Below are 21083 nucleotides of genomic sequence, written 5' to 3' on the forward strand. Positions count from 1 at the left end.
ACGATCTATGTCAGAACATCAGTGACGGATGAGCGTTATTTGAGCTCACGAACTTGCCGCGGTGACGGCGCTCCTGCTCTGGTCGATCTCATAGAGACGCACGCTCGTCCGAAGCATGCACGTCCGACGCGCCCTGGCCCCGCAAACCCGATCGGTTCTTGAGAAGATGATTCTTACTCTGGCGTTCCGAAATCTGTTTCACGATCGCATCCGGCTAGCCGTGACGCTGGTGGGCATTCTGTTCTCCATCGTGCTCGTCGCCATTCAGCTCGGCATGTATCTCGGATCGAGCCGGATGATCACGTCGATGATCGAGCGCTCCAACAGCGATCTGTGGATCACGGCCTTCGGCGCCAAGAGCTTCGAGGAAGGCGGCATCCTGCTGACGTCACGGGAGCGGCATCAGGCGCTCGCCACACCCGGCGTCAAGGCGGTGGTGCCGCTGGTCGTCGCGTTCGCCGAATGGCGCAAACCGGAAGGCGGGTCGACGCGCGTCGTGCTCGTCGGCACCGACGCAGAGGACGGCGCGCTCGAACCCTGGTCTCTCGTCTCGGGAACCTGGCAGGACATCAAATCTCCCGACGCGATTTCCGCCGACGACACCTATTTCCGCGAGCTCGGCATCAACGGCATCGGCGATACGGCTCAGATCGCGATGGGACGCGTGAAGGTGAAGGCGCTGACCCACCGGATCCGCTCGTTCACCCAATCACCCTATGTCTTCACGACGCTCTCGCGCGCGAGAAGCCTGCTTGGCGCCGAAAGCGACAAGGCGACGTTCTATCTGGTCCAGCTCGAACCGGGCGCAAACCTGGAGACCGTTCGCCACGAGCTTCTGACGCGGCTCGACGGCGCGGAGGTTCTGACCAAGAACGAGTTCGAGGATCGCAGCCTTCGGCAATGGTTGTTCCGGACCGGCGCGGGTCTCGCGCTCATCGGCGGCGCGTTGCTCGGCATCCTGGTCGGCACGGTGATCGTCGCGCAGACGCTCTATTCCAGCACCAAGGACCATCTCAACGAGTTCGCTACGCTGCGCGCGCTCGGCTCGTCCTCGGGCTACATCTATAAGGTCATTCTCGCGCAGGCGGGCTTGAGCGCGGTGATTGGCTACGTTCTCGGCATCCTGATCTCGCTCGGTATACTCTACATCAGCCGCAACACGCCGTTGCCGCTGGTTATGACGCCCGGACTCGCCGGGGCCTTGTTCGGCCTCACCCTCTTCATGTCCGCGGTCTCCGCGATTTCGGCGATCATCAAAGTGACCCGGATCGATCCAGCCACGGTGTTCAACAGATGACGAAACCCGTTCTCGAATGTGAAAACGTCGTCAAGGAGCTCGGCAAGGGCGCCGGCAAGGTGCGCGCGCTCAAGGGCGTGAACCTGTCGCTCGTCAAAGGCGAGCTGACGCTGCTCATGGGGCCTTCCGGCTCCGGCAAGACCACGCTGCTCTCCATTCTCGGCTGCATCCTGACACCGACCTCCGGCACGATCCGCGTCGAGGGCGAGGAAGTTGCCGGAAAGGGGCCCGAAGAGCTCGCGGAGCTGCGGCGCAAGCACATCGGCTTCATCTTCCAGTCCTACAACCTGTTCCCGACGCTGTCGGCGCTTGAGAACGTGCGCATCGCGCTCGACGTGATCGGGCGCAAGGGCTACCAGGCCGCGCTGCGCGCCGAGGAAGTGCTGCGGGAGGTCGGGCTCGGGAACCGGCTCAAGAACTATCCGTCGAACCTCTCGGGCGGCGAGCAGCAGCGCGTTGCGGTGGCACGCGCAATAGCGGCTTCGCCTTCGGTCGTGCTTGCAGACGAGCCGACGGCCGCACTCGACAGCGAAAACGGCCACGCGGTCATGGCTTTGCTGGCGCGCATCGCCAAGGAGCAGAACCGCAGCGTGCTGGCCGTGACCCACGATCCCCGAACCCTCGGTTACGCCGACCGCGTCGTGCGCATCGAGGACGGCCTCATCGTCGGCGAGGAGCGCAGGCCACAGGGCCTCGATGCTCCCGAGATCACCGACCTCACAAAAAGGCGCAAAGCAAATGCCTAAAATCGACCCGACATTTTCAGCCGTGACGGCAGCCGCCGTCGCGGCGATAGCGACGAGCGTGATGCTGAACCAGCTGACGCCGCAGCTCGGCCAGAGCGCGCAGCAGATCGCCAGCGGCAACGCCCAGGCGGCCGACTCCTCGCTGACACGCCCCGTGTGGGCAGCTTCCGCAACCGGCCGCGTCGAGCCCAAGGACGGCGAAGTGCGCATTTCGGCCGAGGTTCCGGCGCGGATCGTCGACGTGATCGCCAAGACCAACGACAAGGTCACGGCCGGCGAGCTTCTGGTGAAGCTCGACAGCGACGACCTTCAGCCCAAGCTCACCGCCGCCCGTTCGGAAGCGGATGTGCGCGTCCGCGAGCGCGACGAAGAGGAAGCAACCGGTGTCGCACTCGACCGCCGCAAAGCAGAGGATGCGGTCAACGCTTCTGAGCGCGCGCACTTCCGCGCCCAGGACGAGCTGGATACGGCGGTTGTCCAAAGCAAAATCGGCGGCGGCGACGCCAATGCCGTGACTGCCGCCCGCGAGAAACTTACCGAAGCCGACAAGAAACTCGCCGACGATCGCGCCGCGCTTGCGGCCGTTCTGGCGAAGCCCGGCCTTCCCCTCCCCACGCGTCTCGAGTCCGCGGTTTCGATCGCGCGTACGGACGTCGCCCAGGTCGAGAACGCCATCGAACGTACGCGCGTGCGCGCGCCTTACGACGGCACCGTGCTCAACGTGTGGGCCAAGGCCGGCGAGATGACCGGTCCCGCTGCGGATCCGGCGCTGCTGCTGTTCGGCGATATTTCGAGCCTTCGGGTCCGCGCCGAGGTTGAGGAACGCGACGTCACGCGTATCCGCATCGGGCAGCGTGTTGTGGTGCGGGCCGATGCCTTCCCCGACAAGGATTTCGAAGGCGTCGTCACCCAGCTTGCGCCGGCGCTCGGTTCTCCGCGCATCACCACGCGCGGGCCGCGCCGCCCGAACGACGTGGAAGTTCTGGAAGTCTTGATCTCGCTCGACGGTACGCCGCCGCTTCTGACCGGCATGCGTGTCGACGCGTTCTTCCGGCACGAGGCATCGGCCTCCGCCACGCCGGCGCGCTGATCAGCGTCCCCAAGCGCACATAAAAAAGCCGGGCGGTCCGACGGGGACGCCCGGCTTTTTTGTATCGTGTTTGCTTCTCTCTATTCGGCGGCGGAATGGGTAGCCGGGGGCGCGAGAAGCGGCTGTGCTTGCGGCTGATCGGGCTCGTCAACTTCTCCGAGATGCCGGCTGAACAGACGCCAGATCGCGCTCGCCACGTCGTCCATCACCGCGAACACTGCAGGGACGAACAGAAGACTTCCCACGGTCGACGAAATGAGCCCGCCGATGACGGCGATGGCCATCGGAGCCCGGAATTCGCCTCCTGAATCGAGCGCGAGCGCCGACGGCAACATGCCGCCGATCATCGCAATCGTCGTCATGACGATCGGGCGGGCGCGCTTGCGTCCGGCATCAATGATCGCTTCGTCGCGCGGGACGCCGCGGCGGATCTCCTCAACCGCAAAGTCTACGAGCATGATGGCATTCTTGGTCACGACGCCCATCAGCATCAGCAGGCCGATGACAACAGGCAGGCTGATGGCGTTGCCCGTCAAGGCAAGAGCTGTGATCGCGCCGCCGATCGAAAGGGGAAGAGAGAAGAGGATGGTGATCGGCAGCAGAAAACTTGCGAACAACAGAACGAGTACGGCATAGACCATCATCAAGCCGGCACCCATTGCCTGTCCGAAGCTTTCGAACACCTCGCCCATGATTTCGGCTGCGCCGAACTGCTTGATCTCGACGCCCGGCGGCAAGCTCTTGGCGGCGGGCAAGGCCATCACGGACGCCACGGCATCGCCGAGCGGCGTTCCAGTCACGAGATCGGCGCCGAGCACGATGCGGCGTGTGCGGTCGTAGCGGTCGATGGCGGTCGGGCCTTGGCCGTAACCGAACGTGGCGACGGCCGAGAGCGGCACCGACGAGCCCGAGGCCGTGGTGATCTTGAGTCCCTCGAGTAGCTGACGGTTCTCGCGCGCACCTTCCTTCAACTGCACGCGGATCGGCACCTGCCGATCTCCGACGTCGAACTTGGCGAGATTGGCGCCAATGTCGCCGATGGTGGCGATACGCACCGCTTCCGAGATCGCCTCGGTGGTTATGCCCAGTTCGGCTGCGACCTCGGAACGGGGATAGACGCGCAGCTCGGGACGATCCAGTTCGGCGGTCGAGACGACGTTGACGAGGGTCGGGATGCGCTTGGCCTGGCTGGTCAGTTCGGCCGCCACCTTGTTGACGGCTTCGCCATCGCGGCCGGTGACGACCAGCTGCAGCTCACGCTGGCCGTCGTCCTGCAGGAAGAAGTAGCGGATGTCAGGGATGTCGGCCAAGTCGCGGCCGATCTGTTCCTGGATGCGGCTTTGCGGAAGCGCACGCTTTTCCTTCGGGACAAGCGTCACGATCAACGTGGCCTTGCGAACTTCCTCGCCGCTTCCGAGCAAGGTTCCGCCGATGACGAATACGCTCTCGATATCGGGTCGGGCCTTGATACGACGCGTTACGTTATCGGTTGTTGTTTCGGTATCGGCGAGCTTGGTTCCGGGCGGAAGTTCGACGCCGAGCAACATGCGGCCACTATCTTCCTGCGGCAGAAAGCCAGACGGCAGCAGATAGAAGCTGCCGATCGATCCCATAAAGACGAGGATGCCGAGACCGACGGCGGCAAAGTGATGGCGCACAGTCCAGCCGATGACGCGGGTGTAGAACCGCATCAGGCGGCCTTCCTTCTCGACGTGGTGATGGCTGCGCATGAAATAAGCCGCGAGCAACGGCGTTATCAGTCGCGCGACGAGCAGCGAGAAGAAGACAGCCGCGGCGACCACCAGACCGAACTGCTTGAAATACTGCCCTGCGATGCCGCCCATGAACGACACCGGCGTAAACACGGCGATGATCGTCATCGTAATGGCGATCACGGCGAGGCCGATTTCGTCGGCGGCTTCGAGCGAAGCGCGGTACGGAGATTTCCCCATCTGGATATGCCGGACGATGTTCTCGATCTCGACGATGGCGTCGTCGACGAGAATGCCGGTCACGATGGTGATCGCAAGCAAGCTCACGAGGTTCAGCGAAAAATCCATCGCCGACATGGCCCAGAAGGCGGGAATGATGGACAAGGGAAGCGCGATGGCCGCGATGACGGTGGCGCGCAGGTCGCGCAGAAAAACGAACACCACGACGATGGCCAGAACCGCGCCTTCCAGCAGCGTCTTCATGGTCGACTGATAGACGCCGTACGTGTAGTCGACCGTGTTGTCGATGCGCTGGAGGATGACGTCCGGATAGAGCTTCTGGATCTCCTCGATCTTCTTGGCGGCGGCGGCGGCGACCTCGGTGTCGCTCTCGCCCTTGGCACGTGAGATCGAGAAAGCGACGATGCTTTCTCCATCGAGCTTGGCGAACGTGCGCGGCTCCTCGACCTCGTCGGTCACGGTTCCGAGCTGATCCAGCCGCACTTTGCGGCCGCCGGGAAGCGCGATCACGGTCTGGGCCAGCTCGGTCACGGTCTCTTTGCTGGCGAGCGTGCGAATGGCCTGCTCGCGACCGGCAATCTCTCCGCGACCACCCGCAAGATTGATGTTCGAGGCGCGGACCTGCTGGTTCACGTCGCCGGCGGTCACGCCAAAGGCCAGCAGCCGGTCGGGATCGAGATTGATCCGGACCTCGCGCAAGACACCGCCCGTCCGCTTCACTTCGGACACGCCCTTCACGCCTTGCAGCAGGCGCACGAGCGTATCGTCGACGAACCAGGACAGCTCCTCAGGCGTCATCGCAGGTGCGCGCGCCGCGTAGGTCACGACGGGCAGACCCTCGATCTCGACGCGGGTGACGACCGGTTCCTCGATGGTGCGCGGCAGGTCGGTGCGGATGCGCTGGACCGCGTCCTTCACGTCGTTCAAGGCGCGGTCCGGGTCGATTTCGAGGCGGAACTCGATGGTCGAGACGGACGCGCCTTCGTTCACGGCGGAGGTGACGTGCTTCACGCCATTGATACCGGCGACGGCATCCTCGATCCGCTTGGTGACCTGCAGCTCAAGCTCGGACGGCGCCGCGCCCGACTGATAGATTCGGACCTGGATAATCGGGACGTCGATGTTCGGAAAGCGCGTGACGGGCAACGACTGGAAGCTGTTCAGGCCCAGAACGAGCAGGACCATGAACAGCACCAACGAGGGCACCGGATGGCGGATCGACCATGCGGAGATGTTCATTCTCCGACCTCACTGATCTTGGCCGCAGGCTGAACGGGACGCACCGCATCTCCGTCGCGCAAGAACGTGCCGGCCTTCGAGACGATCAGGTCGCCCTCGGACAGACCGGCCTCGATGGCGACCATGCCGCCGGTCTCGAGCCCGGTCTTGACCTGGCGGGTCACGACCTTGCCATCGACCACGGCCTGGACGCTCGCGCCGTCATCCGTGTAGAGGACGGCCGATAGGGGTACGGCGATGGTGCGGTCGCGCGAGGTCTCGATGGTGCCGCGCCCAAACGAGCCGATCTTGAGATCGGGATTGTTGCCGATGAATATGCGGACGTGGCCAAGGCGCGTCGCCTTGTCGACCTCGGCTGCGACGAGGCGGACGGTTCCCGTTACCTGGGTGCCGCCGGACGACGTCACGCGCGCCTTCTGGCCCTGTTTGACCTTCGCAAGATGCGTTTCGGCAACCTCGGCATCGAACTCGATATCGCCGTTCTCGATGATCCGGAACATGGCGTCGCCGCCGGCAAACGAATTGCCGAGCGCGAGGCCGCCAATGCGCGCGCCGCGACGGCTGATGATGCCATCGGCCGGAGCGCGAACCTCAGCGTTGCCTCGACGCCAGAGGAGCTCGCGGCGCTGTGCCTCGACTTGAGTTTTCTCGGCCTCCGTCTGGGCGAGACCACCCCGAGCAAACGAGAGCTGAGATGAGGCGGTTTTGGCAGCCGCCTCGCGCTGATCGAACACGCTTTCGGACAGATACCTGTCCTTCACGAGCGGCCGGGCGCGTTCGAGCTGCGCCTTGGCTTCGGCAACGCGCGCTTCCATTTCCGCGACCGTGCTCTTCGCGCGCTCGATGTTGGCGGTTGCGCTTCCGAGAGCGGCTTCGTTCGCGGCGAGCTGCGCTTCAATCTGCTCGGTGACGAGCACGGCCAGCACGTCGCCTTTCTTGACGCGATCGCCTTCCTCAGCCTTCAGCTCGAGGACGCGCAGTCCGTCGACTTCGGGCGCGACCAGAATCTCTTCGCGCGCGACGAAGGACCCGGTAACGAGAACGGTCTCGACGAAATCCGACGTCACCGCCTGCACGACGGAGACGGCAGGCGCGGGCGCACCGGCGTGGGCGACGTGGCCATTCTCGGCTTCAGCATGACGGGCCACGGAGGTCAAGAAGCCCGCCTGATAGGCTGCGACCACAAGGCCGACGAGGCCCAAGGCGATGACAAGAGCACGCTTCTTCATACGGTGGCCTCGGACTTTGCGGCTTTCGTGGCCACTTGAGGTGGGACTTCGACAGGGTTCAGCAGCGTGCTCACGAGCTTCACGATCACGGGAAGTATTTTCTCGACATCGAAATTCCGATCGACGGCATGGCGCCAGAACAAGCCGTCGCCGAGCAGCGAGAGAACCTCCGAAAGCGTACGGGAGTCGTGTTCCGGCGCTATCTTTCCGTCCTGGCGCGCCTTCTCGAAAATCTGCTCGAAGTTCTGGAGGCAGAAATCATCGACAGAGCGAAAGATCTCGCCCACGGCGGGATTGCGCGTCGCCTCGCAACCGATCTCGATGCAAAGGACGCGCTTATAGTGCGGCTCCTCGACGGTGTAATGCTCGCCGAGCTTCGCGAGGGCAGACAGCAGGTCAGGCGCATCCGTCAGCTCGGCAAGCTTGGACGCGAGCTTGTTGCGATCACGCTCGACGATGCCGGCGATCAACTCTTCCTTCGAGGCAAAATAAACATAAAGCGCACCCGGGCTGATGCCGGCCTCTTTGCAGATGTCCTGCATGGTGCAGCGGTGAAAGCCCGCATTCGCGAAGCAACGCTCCGCCGCGTCGAGGATTCGCTCTCGACGCGCCCTCTGAGTCTCTGGCGTGAGTTTCGGCATGGTTGTCTTCCGGACGGCCATGAACAGTGGCCGACGGGTCGGCCAATCGCTGTTCCCTTGGAAACAAAACGAATGATCATTTTGTTTGTGTCGGAGGATTGTGGCCCGGTCAAGGCGCAAAATGCCCGCCTGGCGACGGCATATGCTTTTGATCTTTAACCATTTTGTTCGCCACGCCCGGGCTTTCGGAAGCCTCCCGATTTGGCTGACTGAGGGACAGCGGACAAACCTCGACCGTTGCCCACCTCGCGAGACCGGGTTTCCGTTATCTCAGAATTGGGTGAGCCAGTTGACGGTCACGTATGGCGAAATTTCTGCTTCGCCCCGGTTGGCGAAGCTGTCGCCGAGGACGCCTGCGGAGAGGGACACTTCTCCGCTCCCCCATTCGTAGCGGGCGAATGCCCCACCGCGCGCGTAGTCCATCAGGTCGGCGCGCTCGATGGGGTCGCCATCGTTCGGCACGCACTCGGATCCGCTGGCCTTACCCAGCCGGCATTCGCCCTGCGCATCGACATTGATACCGCCTTCAAGGCCCAGCGAGAGCTTCGGCCAGACGCGATAGCCGATCCGCGCTCTGGCGGCGCGGGTGTTGTGCGCCGACGACCATGACAGATCGAGCGAACCCCAGCCGCGCTCGCCGATGTTCAACCACAGCTCCAGCACGCCTTTGACGCCGATTTCCTCGCCAATGGCGACGGTTTCCGGATCGAGCGGCGCGATCTCGTGGCTGATGATCGAGGCGCCGACGAAGGCCTTGGCCGTCAGATCCCCGAAACGCTGCAGATAGCCGACGAGGACGTCGGCAAAATAGGTGCGCGCGTGCGGATTGAGGCCGCGTTGTCCGTCAAGAAGTGGATCTTCGCTCGGCGTTTTCTCGTAGCTGTATTCGCCGTAGCCGCCAGCCGCGCGAAAGCGCCAGCCATTGTCGTAGACGCCGCTCCAAGGCGCGACCGTCACGCCGGAGTACAGAAGCCAGACGTTGCTTGAAATGTCGGCACCGGCCCAAACCTCACGGCCGATTGCGGGAGCCTTGTCGGGATCGGCCACGGCCGGGAGAGAGAGCAGCGCCAGCAGGGCCGTAGCGATCAGCGGCCGTGCGCGGCCCAGACCCGGGCGCGCTCCAACACGATGAACTGAACGCCACCGCACCGCCATGACCGACGCAACACAGTTGAAACATGACTGATCTCATCAGGGGACTTAACGTTAATGGTGTCAACGGAGATTGTCTGCCTACGTATCATTATCTATTTTCGATTGTGGCACCGAACAGCTCCCTCAATTACAGGTTGCGCGCCTCTCGCACTTGGCAGACCGCGTCGCTCGCGGTAGCAACGAACGTGTCTCCCAGCTCAAGCCGGATCGGCCTCGATGTGCCCTGACGACCAGCACAAACCGACCGCTAAGCCCTCCCGAGAGGAGCGGCAGGCGAAGGCGTTGCGCGAGAACCTGGCGCGGCGGAAGGCGCTCGCGCGGGCCCAGCGGAAACGGGAAAGCGCCGAGACGGCCGCACCGCCGGAGGGGCAAGGCTCGGCGGTAAAGCGTGAAGAGGACCCAGAGCTGTAGGCGTCCGGCCCTATTCTCCCAGGCACTTGAAAATCAAGGCGGTTCAGGGCTTGGCCGCCAATAGAGCCGTCGCCATTTGCCGGTGCCCGATGCCCGTTATCCAGGCTCCGATGTCTATGACCGCGCTTTCTGCCTTCGCGGGGCCATGCTTTTCCGGAAGCAGTATTTTTGTCGTGCTTCTTATCGGGCTCTTTTGCTTTGCATGGCTCCGCCATGACTTTAGTTGCATGGCTCCGCCATGACCGCTTCCCACTTCTCTTGAAGCACTTTAATCATTCCGGTCACGTTTCGGCGGGCGGCGCTTGGCAGGGAATTACTCGGCTCGCCCGCATACCCACAAATTCGGCGAAAGGTTTCAGCACTCCATGGATCGCATCAAGATCACCGGCGGCGAACGTCTTCAGGGATCTATCCCGATCTCGGGCGCGAAGAACGCAGCGCTCCCCCTCATGATCGCTTCGCTGCTGACCGACGACCGGCTCACGCTCAAAAACGTGCCGAACCTCGCCGACGTCAACCTGCTCGCCCGCATCCTGCGCAACCATGGCGTCGATCTCGCCGTCGACGGCAAGCGCTCGGGCGTTACACCGCATCTCGGCGAGACCTTCCATCTCACGGCGCGCGACATTTCCGACACGACGGCGCCCTACGAGCTGGTCTCGCGTATGCGCGCAAGCTTCTGGGTGCTCGGACCGCTGATCGCGCGCATGCACAAAGCCAAGGTGTCTCTACCGGGCGGATGCGCCATCGGCACGCGGCCCGTCGATCTGCATCTCATGGGCCTCAAGGCGCTCGGCGCGGAAATCGAGATCGACGGCGGCTATGTCATCGCGAGCGCCCCCAAGGGCCTCACGGGCGGACACGTTCTCTTCCCGACGGTCTCGGTGGGCGCCACGCACAATGTGCTGCTTGCGGCGGCACTGGCGAAGGGCGAGACGCTGATCGAAAACGCCGCGCGTGAGCCCGAGGTCGGAGACGTCGCTTCCTGCCTCGTCAAGATGGGCGCGCAGATCGAAGGCATCGGCACCTCGACCTTGCGCATCCAGGGCAAGTCGCGTCTGGAAGGCGCCGTGCATACGGTGCTACCCGACCGCATCGAGACCGGCACGTTCGCGTTCGCGGTGGCGGCAACAGGCGGCGACGTGGTGCTCGAAGGTACGCGGCGGGAGCTGCTCAAAAACGCGCTCGATACGCTCGCAACAACCGGCGCGTCCGTCACCGATACCGATACGGGGATCCGCATCACGCGCAACGGCAACGGGCTTCAGCCCATCGACGTGGAAACCCAGCCCTTCCCCGGCTTCCCGACAGATCTGCAGGCCCAGCTCATGGCGCTGATGACGCGCGCTCACGGCACCAGCGTGATCCGCGAAACGATCTTCGAGAACCGCTTCATGCACGTGCAGGAGCTGGCTCGCCTCGGCGCCGACATCAAACTGCACGGCGACACGGCCACGATTAAGGGCGTGAAAAGCCTGCGCGGCGCGCCGGTGATGGCCACCGATCTGCGCGCGTCCGTCTCGCTCGTCATCGCGGGGCTGATGGCGGAAGGCGAGACCACGATCAACCGCGTGTACCATCTCGATCGCGGGTTCGAGCGGCTCGAAGAAAAGCTCTCGCGTTGCGGGGCGAAGATCGAACGTATCTCCGCGGGTTGAGCCGGAGGCATCCGGCCAAAGCAAAGGCCACCGTGGCCCCGCGCGTCAGAGGCTCTTGTTCATGCGGCGAATGCGGGCAGCGAGCTGGCGCATCACGTAAAGCGAGAACGCGGGGTTGTGGCGTACGAGGTCGAGGAAGGTTTCGCGATTGATTAGCGCCACTTCCGTCGGCTCGGCAGCGATCGCTGCCGCCGACCGGGGTGAGCTGTCGATCAGGGCCAATTCTCCGAAGATGCCGTGCAGCCCGACGTTCTCGAGCACCGTGCCGTAAGTCACGATACTGACCTTCCCCTCGACCACGAGATACATGAACTCTCCCGGGTCTTCCTCCAGGAAGATCTTCTCGCCGGCTGCATACCGCTTGAGCGGAATTCTGAAGCGATCGAAGAAATCAAAGTCAAAAGGGGCGCCCGTCATGGCCAAGCCTCGCTCCGAATTCATACCCAACCGAGAACTCGCACTATATCGCGAAAGGCGGGCGCCTGTCGCAGGAGATCCGCGCGCGGACGTTAACCAGAGCGAGACATCAACGGCCTAAGCGCGCCACACTTTTCGTTTATTGACGGGCTTTCTATTCGTTGACGCAGCTCAATGCCCGCGCCTCAATGGAGACCAAGATCCGACACCGGGCGTAGGGCGTACATGAATGCACGTCATCCTGCCTGACGACGCGAAAGCTCGGTGGCCCTCAAACGTTGGAGATCTCACGTGACCAAATCCGGTAGCATCCTCGTTGCCCTCGCGGCGGTGGCTCTCCTCGCGCCAGCGCCTGCCCTCGCGCAAGCAAAGGTCAAGGCAGGAACGCTGACCTGCACGGGCGGCGCGGGCGCCGGCCTCATTCTCGGTTCCAAGAAGACTTACGATTGCACCTATAAGTCGGTTTCGGGACGCACCGAACGCTACTCCGCTTCGATCACCAAGATCGGTCTCGACATCGGCGTGACCAGCGAAAGCGTCATCATCTGGACCGTGCTCGGGTCGACGACCGACATCACCGGGCGCGGCCTTGCCGGAAATTATGCAGGCGCGACAGCCGATGTGGCGCTCGGAATCGGCGGCGGCGCGAAGGTGCTGGTGGGCGGTTCCAAACAATCCGTCGTGCTGCAGCCGGTCAGCGTACAGGGACAAACCGGGCTCAATCTCGCCGTCGGCGTCGCGGAACTTTCGATCCGTTAAGTCCTGCTTCGTAGTTCAAGCGCCCGCGCATCTCCGCTCCGGCTGCGCGGGCATACCTTGCGTGCGGCAACGGCTCCCGTTATCTCTCGCCGTATTCCAGGATCCGCAACGGGACGTCGCCTTCATGACCGACCTCAAGCTCATAGCCTTCGATGCTGAGGATCTTGCGGTGATCGCCGCTCACTTGCAGGACGCCGTGTTGCGTGTCGAAGACATGGCGTACGTCAAGGCTGAACGGCGCTTTGCCATCGTCGCCAATCGTTTCGATTGGAGCCAGTCGGCTCAAGAAGGCAAAAAGCCGGGCCGCTTCGTTCGCCGTCGGGCAGGCGCCCGCATCGAGCACGTAACCGGCGCGAAAGTCTCCGGGATCGACCTCAAAAACAAGGATCAGGTGCTCTCGCTTTTAACCCTGACGTTCGAAGAGACCGAGGCGCCGCAGGGCGTCATCACGCTCTCGTTCGCCGGCGGCGGGGCAGTGCGGCTCGATGTGGAGTGCGTGGAGGCAGCCCTTACCGACCTGGGCGCGGCGTGGGCTACCCGCAGCAAGCCCCAGCACGCCGAGGATTGAGGGGCATTGCGCCAATCGGGCCACGAATACGGGAACCTCCTGTGGCGCTCGTGCGATGATTGGGAAAAGCGCTCCGGAGCAATTCGAGGGCACAGCCGAACTTCGGAATGGCGAACTTCGGAATTGAGACACTAGCGCGCTTTCCCCTTAGGCATCCGTAGCTTATAAGGGCCCAACTCATGGGGCCTCGCGACGAGGTTTCTCGGGTGTTTCCGCTGTTCTTCGAATCGCTCCGACACCCTAATCTTTCGCAGTAACGTGCTTCCGGCCGGACAACCGAAACCCGCAATTCCGGAAGCACTCTGACACCGGAGCTCTCGATGCCCCAGCGGCTGACGTCATCCGAGCCGAATTTTGCGTCCCGCTTCGAAGCCTTTCTCTTGACCAAACGGGAGGCCTCGGCTGACGTCGATCTCGCCGTGCGCGCGATCCTGGCCGACGTCCGCGAGCGGGGCGACAAGGCGCTCATCGAGCTGTCTCAGAAATTCGATTCCGTCGACCTCGGAAAGCTCGGCATCCGCGTTTCCAAGGACGAGATCGAGGCGGCCGTCCGTGCGTGCAGCCCGGAGACGCTCGAGGCGCTCGCCTTCGCGCGCGACCGGATCTCCGATCACCACATGCGCCATCTGCCTTCGAGCGAGACGTATCGGGATGCGCTCGGCGTGACGCTCGGCCATCGCTGGACGGCCGTCGAGTCGGCCGGGCTCTATGTTCCGGGTGGGCTCGCGTCGTATCCGAGTTCGGTGCTGATGAATGCGATCCCGGCCAAGGTGGCGGGCGTCGAGCGCCTCGTGATCGTCGTGCCGTCGCCGCGCGGGGAGCTGAACCCGCTGGTGCTGGCGGCCGCGAAACTCGCGGGCGTGGAAGAAGTTTATCGTGTGGGTGGGGCGCAAAGCATCGCCGCGCTCGCGTACGGTACCGAAACCATCCCGCCCGTCGCGAAGATCGTCGGCCCCGGCAATGCCTATGTGGCCGCCGCCAAGCGGCAGGTGTTCGGGACGGTCGGCATCGACAGCATCGCCGGGCCTTCGGAAGTGCTGGTGATCGCCGACAAGTACAACGATCCGGATTGGATCGCGGCTGATCTGCTGGCGCAGGCGGAGCACGATACGGCCGCGCAATCGATCCTGATGACCGACGATGTCGCATTTGCCGATGCCGTCGAGGCGGCCGTACTGCGCCAGGTGCAGCAGCTCCCGAAAGCCGACATCGCGGGCGCAAGCTGGCGCGACTTCGGGGCGGTGATCGTCGTCGGATCGCTCGACGAAGCGCCCGCTCTCGCGGACCGCATCGCGGCAGAGCATCTCGAGATCGCGACCCGCGACCCCGACGAACTGGGTTCCCGGATTCGCAACGCGGGCGCGCTGTTCCTTGGCGCCTATACGCCTGAGGTCATCGGCGACTATGTTGCCGGATCGAACCATGTGCTGCCGACCGCGCGCAGCGCCCGCTTTTCATCGGGTCTCGGTGTGCTCGATTTTCTGAAGCGCACCTCGATCCTAAAACTCGACGAAGGATCGCTCGGCAAGCTCGCGCCCGCCGCCATGACGCTCGCACGCGCCGAAGGGCTGGAAGCGCACAGACGATCCGTAGAAATCCGACTTTCTCAGAAGGGCTAAGGTATGGACCAGGCTTCGACGGAGACCGTTCAGACCAACAATCGTCTCAGCGAGATCATTCTCGATTCCGGCTCCATCGCGCGCGGTAACGCCAACATCGAGCATGAGCGGGAGGTCGCGATCTACGATCTGCTCGACGGAAATTCGTTCGAGCTCGAGGGCCGCGACGACGGGCCCTACAAGCTCACGATCGGGCTCGTCGACGACCGCCTGGCGCTCACCGTGTATAGCGCGGCGCAGACGTCGGACGAGCCGGTCGTCGCGCATTATCTTTCGCTCACGCCCTTCAAGCGCATCATGAAGGACTACTTCCTGGTGCTCGACAGCTACTACCAGGCGATCCGCACCGCGCAGCCTTCGCGTATCCAGGCCATCGACATGGGTCGGCGGGGGCTACACGACGAAGGCAGCCGCGTGCTGGTGGAGCGCCTGGAAGGCAAGGTCAAAATCGATTTTGATACGGCGCGCCGTCTTTTCACGCTGATCTCGGCCCTGCACTGGAAGGGGTGACGCGTGGCGGGCGAGGGCGACGGGCCTCAGGCGGTGCTGTTCGCGTGCGCCATGAATGCCGTGCGCAGCCCGATGGCCGCCGCGATTCTCCAGCATCTTCTGGGACAGCGCATTCACGTGGCCTCGGCCGGCGTTCGCCCCGGCCTGCTCGACCCCTATGCTGTGGCCGTGATGGATGAGATCGGCATCGACATCTCCGATCACGAGCCGGCCTCGCTCAAGGATGCGGAGGTCGAAACATTCGATCTCATCATTACGCTCTCGCCGGAAGCCCATCACCATGGGCTAGAACTGACGCGGGTGGTGCCGGCCGAGATCGAATACTGGCCGACGCCGGACGCCACGGCCGTTCTCGATAGTGCGGGGCGGGACGAAATTCTCGCGACCTATCGCTCGGTGCGCGATTCCCTGTTCCAGAAAATCAAGCAGCGCTTTCTGCCGGCGAGCGGCGGCCCGACGGTTTGACGGCCGGACCGGCTTACGCGGATTTGGTGATGGCCGGAGCACGGGCGGCGATCAGGAACCAGGTGTCCTGCTTGCCGACGCCCTTGATTTCGATGGCGCCACGAGGCTCCACCTCGAACGCATCGCCGAGCCTTTCGCGCGTGACGGGGCACAAATGAATGCGCCCGGGGACCGACGTATTTTCCAGCCTTGCCGCGAGGTTCACGGCATCTCCCCAGATATCGTAGCTAAACTTCTGGCGCCCGATCACGCTGGCCATGACGGGGCCTGTCGCCAGCCCCATTCGCATGTCGATCTCGTAACCGGTGCTGGCGCGAAGCTCTCGCACCGCATCCTGCATATCGATCGCCATGCGCGCCAAACGGGCCGCGAAATCCGGAACGGGTTCGGGAACGCCAGAGGCTACCATGTAGGCATCGCCGATGGTCTTGATCTTCTCGACGCCGTGACGTTCGGCGAGCGCGTCGAACATCGTGACCAGCGTGTTCAACAGCGTCACCGTCTCGTTGGCGCCGAGACGGCGGGCGAGCGGGACGAAGCCCGAGATGTCCGCGAACAGGATCGAAGCTTCCGCGAACGTATCGGCGACGGCCTCCGTCGGCTTCGCCTTCAGGCGCTCGACGATCGTATCGGGCAGGATGTTACGCAGGAGCGCGTCGGTCTCGGCCTTGGCGTTCTCGGCCAGGCGGAATGCATAGAAGACGGCGGCAGCAATGATGCCGAATGTCGTAATCGCGGCCTGCATGTAGAGCGCGTCCAGCACCTCCTGCTCGACCCCGATGGCCGCGTTCGCCTGCGGAAACCAGAACCAGCATAGGAGATGCAGGATGAGGGCGGCCGCGATCGACGGAACGACGAGCCACAAGCGGCCGAGGCCGAACACGACGAACGCACCCGCCGAGAAGGCGACGTACTGGATGTGCAGTCCCGATTCGCGACCGAGATAGGAGGTCAACGCGAAGAGCGCCGTGCATTCGCTTACGAGAATCAGCAAGGCCGCGGCGACGGGGCCGAAACGGTGGACGAACGGCACGGCCGCAATGATGACGACGAGCGCGTAGTTGATGTGAATGATCGGCCAATAGCGATCGTAGTCGAGGAACGTCTGCTGCACCGCATAGATCAGTGTCGTGACCACGATCAGATAGGCGATCATGTTCAAAATCATGAGCCGGCGCTTGGTCTCGGGCGGATAGCCTTGCGTACCGGCCTCGACGAGGCGTGCGAGCCAGGGCCCCACCCCGGCCAGACGGCGCGACAAATCCAGACGTTCGAACCCCCTCGCGAAGCGAGCGGCCAGCCCAGCGCCAGATTCTTTCATCCGCGACACGGTCGCCAGCCTCCCAGACACATGCGAGTGTCCGGAGCCTAGATCACGTTCGCGCTGATTTGAATCGGGATGTTCCATGCGTGACGGCAGCGACCTGGCCCGGAAAGAGGAAAACGATGGGCCAGCGCTATCGCGCGATACGGGAGGTCCCGGCTATCTCCCAAGAGACAACGGCCAGGACTTCAGCCCTGGCCGCAGTGCGACGTCAGGCGCCCGCGATGTTTTCGAGCTCGTCGATGTCGCACGTGAAACGGCTTTCCTTGCGCTCTATCGCGCCGGTGTCCTCGAGCATGGCGAGGGCCGCGTTTACCTTAGGACGGCTCGCGCCGATAAGGAGCGCCAGCTCGCTCTGGGAAATCGGCAAATCGAGGACAATCTTGGCGCCGGGCTTGAACTCGCCCTTCTGCCGGGCCGCAGCCAGGAAAAACCGCGCGAGACGCACTTCGATCGGATAGAGGGCGATGCCTTCCATCTGATGGTCGGCTTCACGCACCCGGTTGCATAGGAACTTGATCACGGCCTCGCGCACGACGGCGCGCTGCTCGATCAAACGGGTGAGCGCTGCCTTGGACAGAGTGAGGGCGGTGACCTTGGTGACGGCCGTGGCATCGGCCGTGCGCACGCCACCGTCGAGGACCGCGATCTCGCCGAAGATCTGGCCGGGCTCGGCGTGAGCGAAAGACAATTCACGGCCTTCGGAGGTCAGAACCGAAAGCCGGACACGTCCGCCAGTCACGAGATAGATATCGCGGCCGGCGTCGCCCCGCGCGAAGATGGACTGGCCGCCGTCGAACGACGTCTCGCGCATCTCCTGAACCACGGCTTTTCTGTCGGCCTCCTCGAGCGGGCCGAACAGCGATGTTTTTCCCAGCACTTCGAGGAGCGCATCCTTGGCTATCATCCCGTTCTCCGACGGTCGCATGTCGGCGGGGATTTTCGCGGGTTGGGGACGGAATGGCAACGTGCTTCTTGCTTTTCACGAGGGCTCTCTGCATTCTCCGGCCGTGTTTACGGGGGACGGCGCCGCTTTCGGACCGGTTTTGGCATCGTCAGCCTCGTCGCCACCGTCGGGCCTTAACGTTAGCGGCCCTTTTGCCGTCAAAGTTGCCGCGATTGATCGATCCGGTGTGCGTTCGTAGCCCCATCGCCCGTCTCTCATCATCGGCTAGCAGACATGACCTCCGTCAAGGCCGCCTTTCTCTCCTCCTTCAAACGTACGGACAGCCCTCGCCGCGAGACGCTGCGCCGCGAGCTTACTCGCGAGCGCGCCCGTGAGGGCGGGCCGCCGGGTGCGCCTAAACTGGTTCTCGCCAGCGCCAGCCCGCGGCGGTTGATGCTGCTCGCTCAGGCCGGGATCGTGCCTGACGCGCTGCGCCCAGCCAGTATCGACGAAACCGCGCGGACCGCCGAGATGCCGCGCGCGCTCGCCTCGCGACTCGCCCGATCCAAGGCGGAGACCGCGCGCGACCAGATCGCCAACGATACGGATATCGCCGGAGCTTACATTCTGGCGGCGGATACCGTGGTTTCGGTCGGCCGGCGCGTTTTCGGGAAGCCCGAGCATATCGAGGAGGCCGTCGCCACACTGGAGCGGCTTTCCGGGCGCTCCCATCGCGTGCTGACCGGCATCTGCCTGATCACGCCCGACGACAAGGTTCGCACCAAGATCGTCGACACACGCGTGCGCTTCAAGCATCTGGCGAAATCCGAGATCGAAGCCTACATCGCTTCAAGAGAGTGGCGCGGCAAGGCCGGCGGCTACGCGATCCAGGGGCTCGCCGGCTGTTTCGTGCGCACGATCACGGGCTCCTATACGAATGTCGTCGGGTTGCCGCTCACCGAGGTGGTCAGCCTTTTGATAGGCGAAGGGTTCCCGGTGCATTTCAACTGGCTGAGAGCGGCAGAGGTCGACTCTGAATGATCGCAGAATGAATGCCTCGAACGACAACACCGTGCCCGGCGCCGCCGCCGGACGCTGCCCGATCTGCGGAAAACCGGCCGTGCATTCGGTGCGGCCGTTCTGCTCGCCCCGGTGCGCCGACATCGACCTCGGTCGGTGGGTGTCGGGGGCTTATGTCATCGCGGGCGGCCAATCGGGCGCGGACGAGGACGGCGATGAAGGCTTCGCCAAGGAGACCGGGACGCTCGACCGCGGGAAGGGTTCCGACGAAGCCTCCTAACCCACCGGCCTGCAATGCTTTCTCGAGAGTTGAATAGCCCTCTGCAGCCTCTTTTCAGGCAGTCGCGTCAGGTAACCCGGAGCCCCCACCAAGTTTGTCGTTCTTCTGAAGGAAAACTGCTTCACACTTTTCCGGAAGCACTCTATAAAGCGCGAGCTTCGACGGCGGCCTGCTCCAGGCCGTGGGCCTCGAAGCAAAAAGCCCAGGTAGCTCAGTTGGTAGAGCATGCGACTGAAAATCGCAGTGTCGGGTGTTCAATTCACCCCCTGGGCACCATTCTTATCAGCGCCTTAGCCGGTCTCCCGCTCCGCTGATCATCGGCAAACACCACCCATGTCATGATCTTGTAATGACCTAGCGGAAGCGCATGCTCCCGCTCGCTTCGCGTTACCGCCGCGCCCGGAAAGATGAGCTATTGGACTTCGATCCGGTCGGACAACTCTTCGGCGGGAACAAGTCGAGAGCGTCGCGCTGGTTCGGTAAGTTGGAGCAGGAGGGGACTATGGAAATGTCTATCGAAAGCCCGCAGTAGTGCGAGACGGCAAACGGCGAGCTACAATAAAAATCCGTCTCCTCGGACAGACTTGGGTTACCGTTTAAGTTGGCACGCCGAAGCAGAGGAAAGTGCCGCCACCGGCGTTGTTGGGTGGCGAGCCTTCCAGGCCAGTTCCAGAAGGACATGTGCATTCCCCATTTGCGGGGCTCGTTACTGGGACGCCACCGACGCTTCCGTTGACCGCGCAAATAGGCGTCTCGCCAGATCCAGGTTTCTCCGTGACAAGCTTGGGGAACACCGGCGTGTAGTTGTCGGGATCGTCGGTGCGATGACGCTGAATGAGCGACTTGTTGCGGTCAGCGCCAAGGTAGATCTTCAGGCCGCCCGTCACCGCTGTGTAGTCGTCATCGCCAAAATCTCCGCGCGCGAATAGCGACATCGGAACGTCGCCAGCATCGAACAGAAACTCCGCGCCTGCTGACGCGAAGCTCACTTCATTGAGGTAGCGATAGCCGCCTGAAATCTTGAAGTTATCGGTTGGGTAATAGGCCAAGTCGATGTGAGTGAACGCGTGCTCGTCGTCCTGTGTAAGAACGACTAATCCGCCCGATGTGGTTGGGACATCTACACCCTCGAAGCCTGCTATACCCGTGAGCGAGAAGCGACCGAGGTATAGCTCGGCTTCCACCGCTACCCGCCAGATATCGATTGAGTCCCAGGTGTGATAGCTGCCGTAGATGCCGAAGAGGTATTGGGACGGATCTCGCGTAAAAAGATGTGCGCCACCACCACCCATAGTCTCGCCGTCAATCGAACCGACTGCACCGTCGACCTGAAATCCAATGGATGGGGCAAGGGGGATTGAATAGCTGCCGAGCGCGAGGAAGGAAGAGTCGCCGTCAAATGCGCCACCTTCAACGCTGAACTTGCCGTTGGGTCCCGAGACAGCCGGCCCTTCTGCGAAGGCGTTGTTCGCTACAAGTGTCGCAGAAAGCATCAACGCAAGCTTCAATATTGAACGCAAAACACTCACCCACGGTACGCATACAGAACCGATCTGATCTGATCAGGTAACAGAGAGGCTGGATAGGTAGCATTGGTCCGTCGAGAGACTATTTGGTGCTCTGTTGCGATTGGGTGACGCCGGCCGTGCCGCCCAGGCAGCGGTGCTCGACAAGAGCGTCCGCCCTACTCTCGCTTCACTATTTAAAGGTTGCCGGACAGCACACGGCGGTGTTACACACGGCAAAACTGCGAGCTAAATACTTGTTCTAAATCAATGGGCTGCGCGTACAGGGCGGCATTCACCCCCTGGACACCA

The 21083-nt window shown here is 63.2% G+C and carries 20 protein-coding genes and 1 tRNA gene; 13 read left to right on the forward strand and 8 right to left on the reverse strand.

Annotated elements, in window-relative coordinates; translation table 11 throughout:
* Nucleotides 1-166 precede the first annotated feature (166 nt).
* Genes RCO24_RS13910 through RCO24_RS13920 form a run of 3 tightly spaced genes read left to right on the forward strand, consistent with a single transcriptional unit; the run spans nt 167 to nt 3133 of the window.
* Nucleotides 167-1297, forward strand: a complete 1131-nt coding sequence (locus RCO24_RS13910; RefSeq protein WP_308962912.1) for an ABC transporter permease — start codon at nt 167-169, stop codon at nt 1295-1297.
* Complete coding sequence (locus tag RCO24_RS13915; protein WP_308962913.1) at nt 1294-2043, forward strand: ABC transporter ATP-binding protein; 750 nt, start codon at nt 1294-1296, stop codon at nt 2041-2043. The genes RCO24_RS13910 and RCO24_RS13915 overlap by 4 nt, the downstream gene beginning before the upstream one ends.
* A complete protein-coding gene (locus RCO24_RS13920) occupies nt 2036-3133 on the forward strand; it encodes an efflux RND transporter periplasmic adaptor subunit (RefSeq protein WP_308962914.1) in 1098 nt (365 codons plus the stop codon). The genes RCO24_RS13915 and RCO24_RS13920 overlap by 8 nt, the downstream gene beginning before the upstream one ends.
* A gap of 80 nt (nt 3134-3213) precedes the next feature.
* Here the strand turns inward: RCO24_RS13920 and RCO24_RS13925 are convergent, their stop codons facing one another.
* The 4 genes from RCO24_RS13925 to bcsS all read right to left on the reverse strand — a co-directional run bounded on the left by RCO24_RS13925 (nt 3214) and on the right by bcsS (nt 9343).
* Nucleotides 3214-6324, reverse strand: coding sequence for an efflux RND transporter permease subunit (locus RCO24_RS13925; protein ID WP_308962917.1), 3111 nt, complete (start codon nt 6322-6324; stop codon nt 3214-3216).
* Nucleotides 6321-7553, reverse strand: coding sequence for an efflux RND transporter periplasmic adaptor subunit (locus tag RCO24_RS13930; protein WP_308962918.1), 1233 nt, complete (start codon nt 7551-7553; stop codon nt 6321-6323). The genes RCO24_RS13925 and RCO24_RS13930 overlap by 4 nt, the downstream gene beginning before the upstream one ends.
* Complete coding sequence (locus tag RCO24_RS13935; protein ID WP_308962920.1) at nt 7550-8194, reverse strand: TetR/AcrR family transcriptional regulator; 645 nt, start codon at nt 8192-8194, stop codon at nt 7550-7552. The genes RCO24_RS13930 and RCO24_RS13935 overlap by 4 nt, the downstream gene beginning before the upstream one ends.
* Before the next feature lie 270 nt (nt 8195-8464).
* Nucleotides 8465-9343: a cellulose biosynthesis protein BcsS gene (bcsS, locus tag RCO24_RS13940; RefSeq protein WP_308962922.1), complete on the reverse strand. Its 879-nt coding sequence runs from the start codon at nt 9341-9343 to the stop codon at nt 8465-8467.
* 222 nt (nt 9344-9565) lie between these two features.
* Here bcsS and RCO24_RS13945 point away from each other — a divergent pair, with 222 nt between their 5' ends.
* Complete coding sequence (locus tag RCO24_RS13945; protein ID WP_308962924.1) at nt 9566-9760, forward strand: hypothetical protein; 195 nt, start codon at nt 9566-9568, stop codon at nt 9758-9760.
* A gap of 365 nt (nt 9761-10125) precedes the next feature.
* Nucleotides 10126-11418 (forward strand): UDP-N-acetylglucosamine 1-carboxyvinyltransferase, encoded by a 1293-nt coding sequence (gene murA / locus RCO24_RS13950; protein ID WP_308962926.1) that lies wholly within the window; start codon nt 10126-10128, stop codon nt 11416-11418.
* 45 nt (nt 11419-11463) lie between these two features.
* On the opposite strand, the gene RCO24_RS13955 is transcribed toward murA, so the two are convergent.
* On the reverse strand, nt 11464-11835 hold the full coding sequence (locus RCO24_RS13955; protein ID WP_308962927.1) for a cyclic nucleotide-binding domain-containing protein: 372 nt from the start codon (nt 11833-11835) through the stop codon (nt 11464-11466).
* Between the two features lie 291 nt (nt 11836-12126).
* On the opposite strand from RCO24_RS13955, the gene RCO24_RS13960 reads away from it, so the two are divergent.
* The 5 genes from RCO24_RS13960 to RCO24_RS13980 all read left to right on the forward strand — a co-directional run bounded on the left by RCO24_RS13960 (nt 12127) and on the right by RCO24_RS13980 (nt 15756).
* On the forward strand, nt 12127-12594 hold the full coding sequence (locus tag RCO24_RS13960) for a DUF992 domain-containing protein (RefSeq protein WP_308962929.1): 468 nt from the start codon (nt 12127-12129) through the stop codon (nt 12592-12594).
* Between the two features lie 124 nt (nt 12595-12718).
* Nucleotides 12719-13162 carry a DUF2948 family protein gene (locus tag RCO24_RS13965; RefSeq protein WP_308962931.1) on the forward strand — a complete coding sequence of 148 codons (444 nt, stop codon included), beginning with the start codon at nt 12719-12721 and terminating at the stop codon, nt 13160-13162.
* A gap of 320 nt (nt 13163-13482) precedes the next feature.
* Entirely contained in the window at nt 13483-14781 is a 1299-nt protein-coding gene (gene hisD / locus RCO24_RS13970; protein WP_308962932.1) for a histidinol dehydrogenase, read from the forward strand.
* A 3-nt stretch (nt 14782-14784) separates the two neighbouring features.
* A complete protein-coding gene (locus tag RCO24_RS13975) occupies nt 14785-15291 on the forward strand; it encodes a UPF0262 family protein (protein ID WP_308962934.1) in 507 nt (168 codons plus the stop codon).
* 3 nt (nt 15292-15294) lie between these two features.
* Nucleotides 15295-15756, forward strand: coding sequence for an arsenate reductase ArsC (locus RCO24_RS13980; protein ID WP_308962936.1), 462 nt, complete (start codon nt 15295-15297; stop codon nt 15754-15756).
* 13 nt (nt 15757-15769) lie between these two features.
* On the opposite strand, the gene RCO24_RS13985 is transcribed toward RCO24_RS13980, so the two are convergent.
* Complete coding sequence (locus RCO24_RS13985) at nt 15770-17077, reverse strand: adenylate/guanylate cyclase domain-containing protein (RefSeq protein WP_308963203.1); 1308 nt, start codon at nt 17075-17077, stop codon at nt 15770-15772.
* 214 nt (nt 17078-17291) lie between these two features.
* Nucleotides 17292-17987 (reverse strand): Crp/Fnr family transcriptional regulator, encoded by a 696-nt coding sequence (locus RCO24_RS13990; RefSeq protein WP_308962938.1) that lies wholly within the window; start codon nt 17985-17987, stop codon nt 17292-17294.
* Between the two features lie 273 nt (nt 17988-18260).
* On the opposite strand from RCO24_RS13990, the gene RCO24_RS13995 reads away from it, so the two are divergent.
* From RCO24_RS13995 to RCO24_RS14005, 3 genes are all read left to right on the forward strand, one after another.
* Nucleotides 18261-19007: a Maf family nucleotide pyrophosphatase gene (locus RCO24_RS13995; protein ID WP_308962940.1), complete on the forward strand. Its 747-nt coding sequence runs from the start codon at nt 18261-18263 to the stop codon at nt 19005-19007.
* A 7-nt stretch (nt 19008-19014) separates the two neighbouring features.
* The gene (locus RCO24_RS14000; protein ID WP_308962942.1) at nt 19015-19266 is read left to right on the forward strand and encodes a DNA gyrase inhibitor YacG; all 252 of its coding nucleotides are present in this window, start codon (nt 19015-19017) and stop codon (nt 19264-19266) included.
* Nucleotides 19267-19466: 200 nt separating this feature from the next.
* Nucleotides 19467-19542: transfer RNA gene (locus RCO24_RS14005), tRNA-Phe, on the forward strand.
* Nucleotides 19543-19862: 320 nt separating this feature from the next.
* Here the strand turns inward: RCO24_RS14005 and RCO24_RS14010 are convergent.
* A complete protein-coding gene (locus RCO24_RS14010; RefSeq protein WP_308962944.1) occupies nt 19863-20774 on the reverse strand; it encodes a hypothetical protein in 912 nt (303 codons plus the stop codon).
* Between the last annotated feature and the right edge of the window lie 309 nt (nt 20775-21083).

Source organism: Hyphomicrobium sp. LHD-15 (assembly GCF_031157355.1).
Taxonomy (GTDB): Bacteria; Pseudomonadota; Alphaproteobacteria; order Rhizobiales; family Hyphomicrobiaceae; genus Hyphomicrobium_C.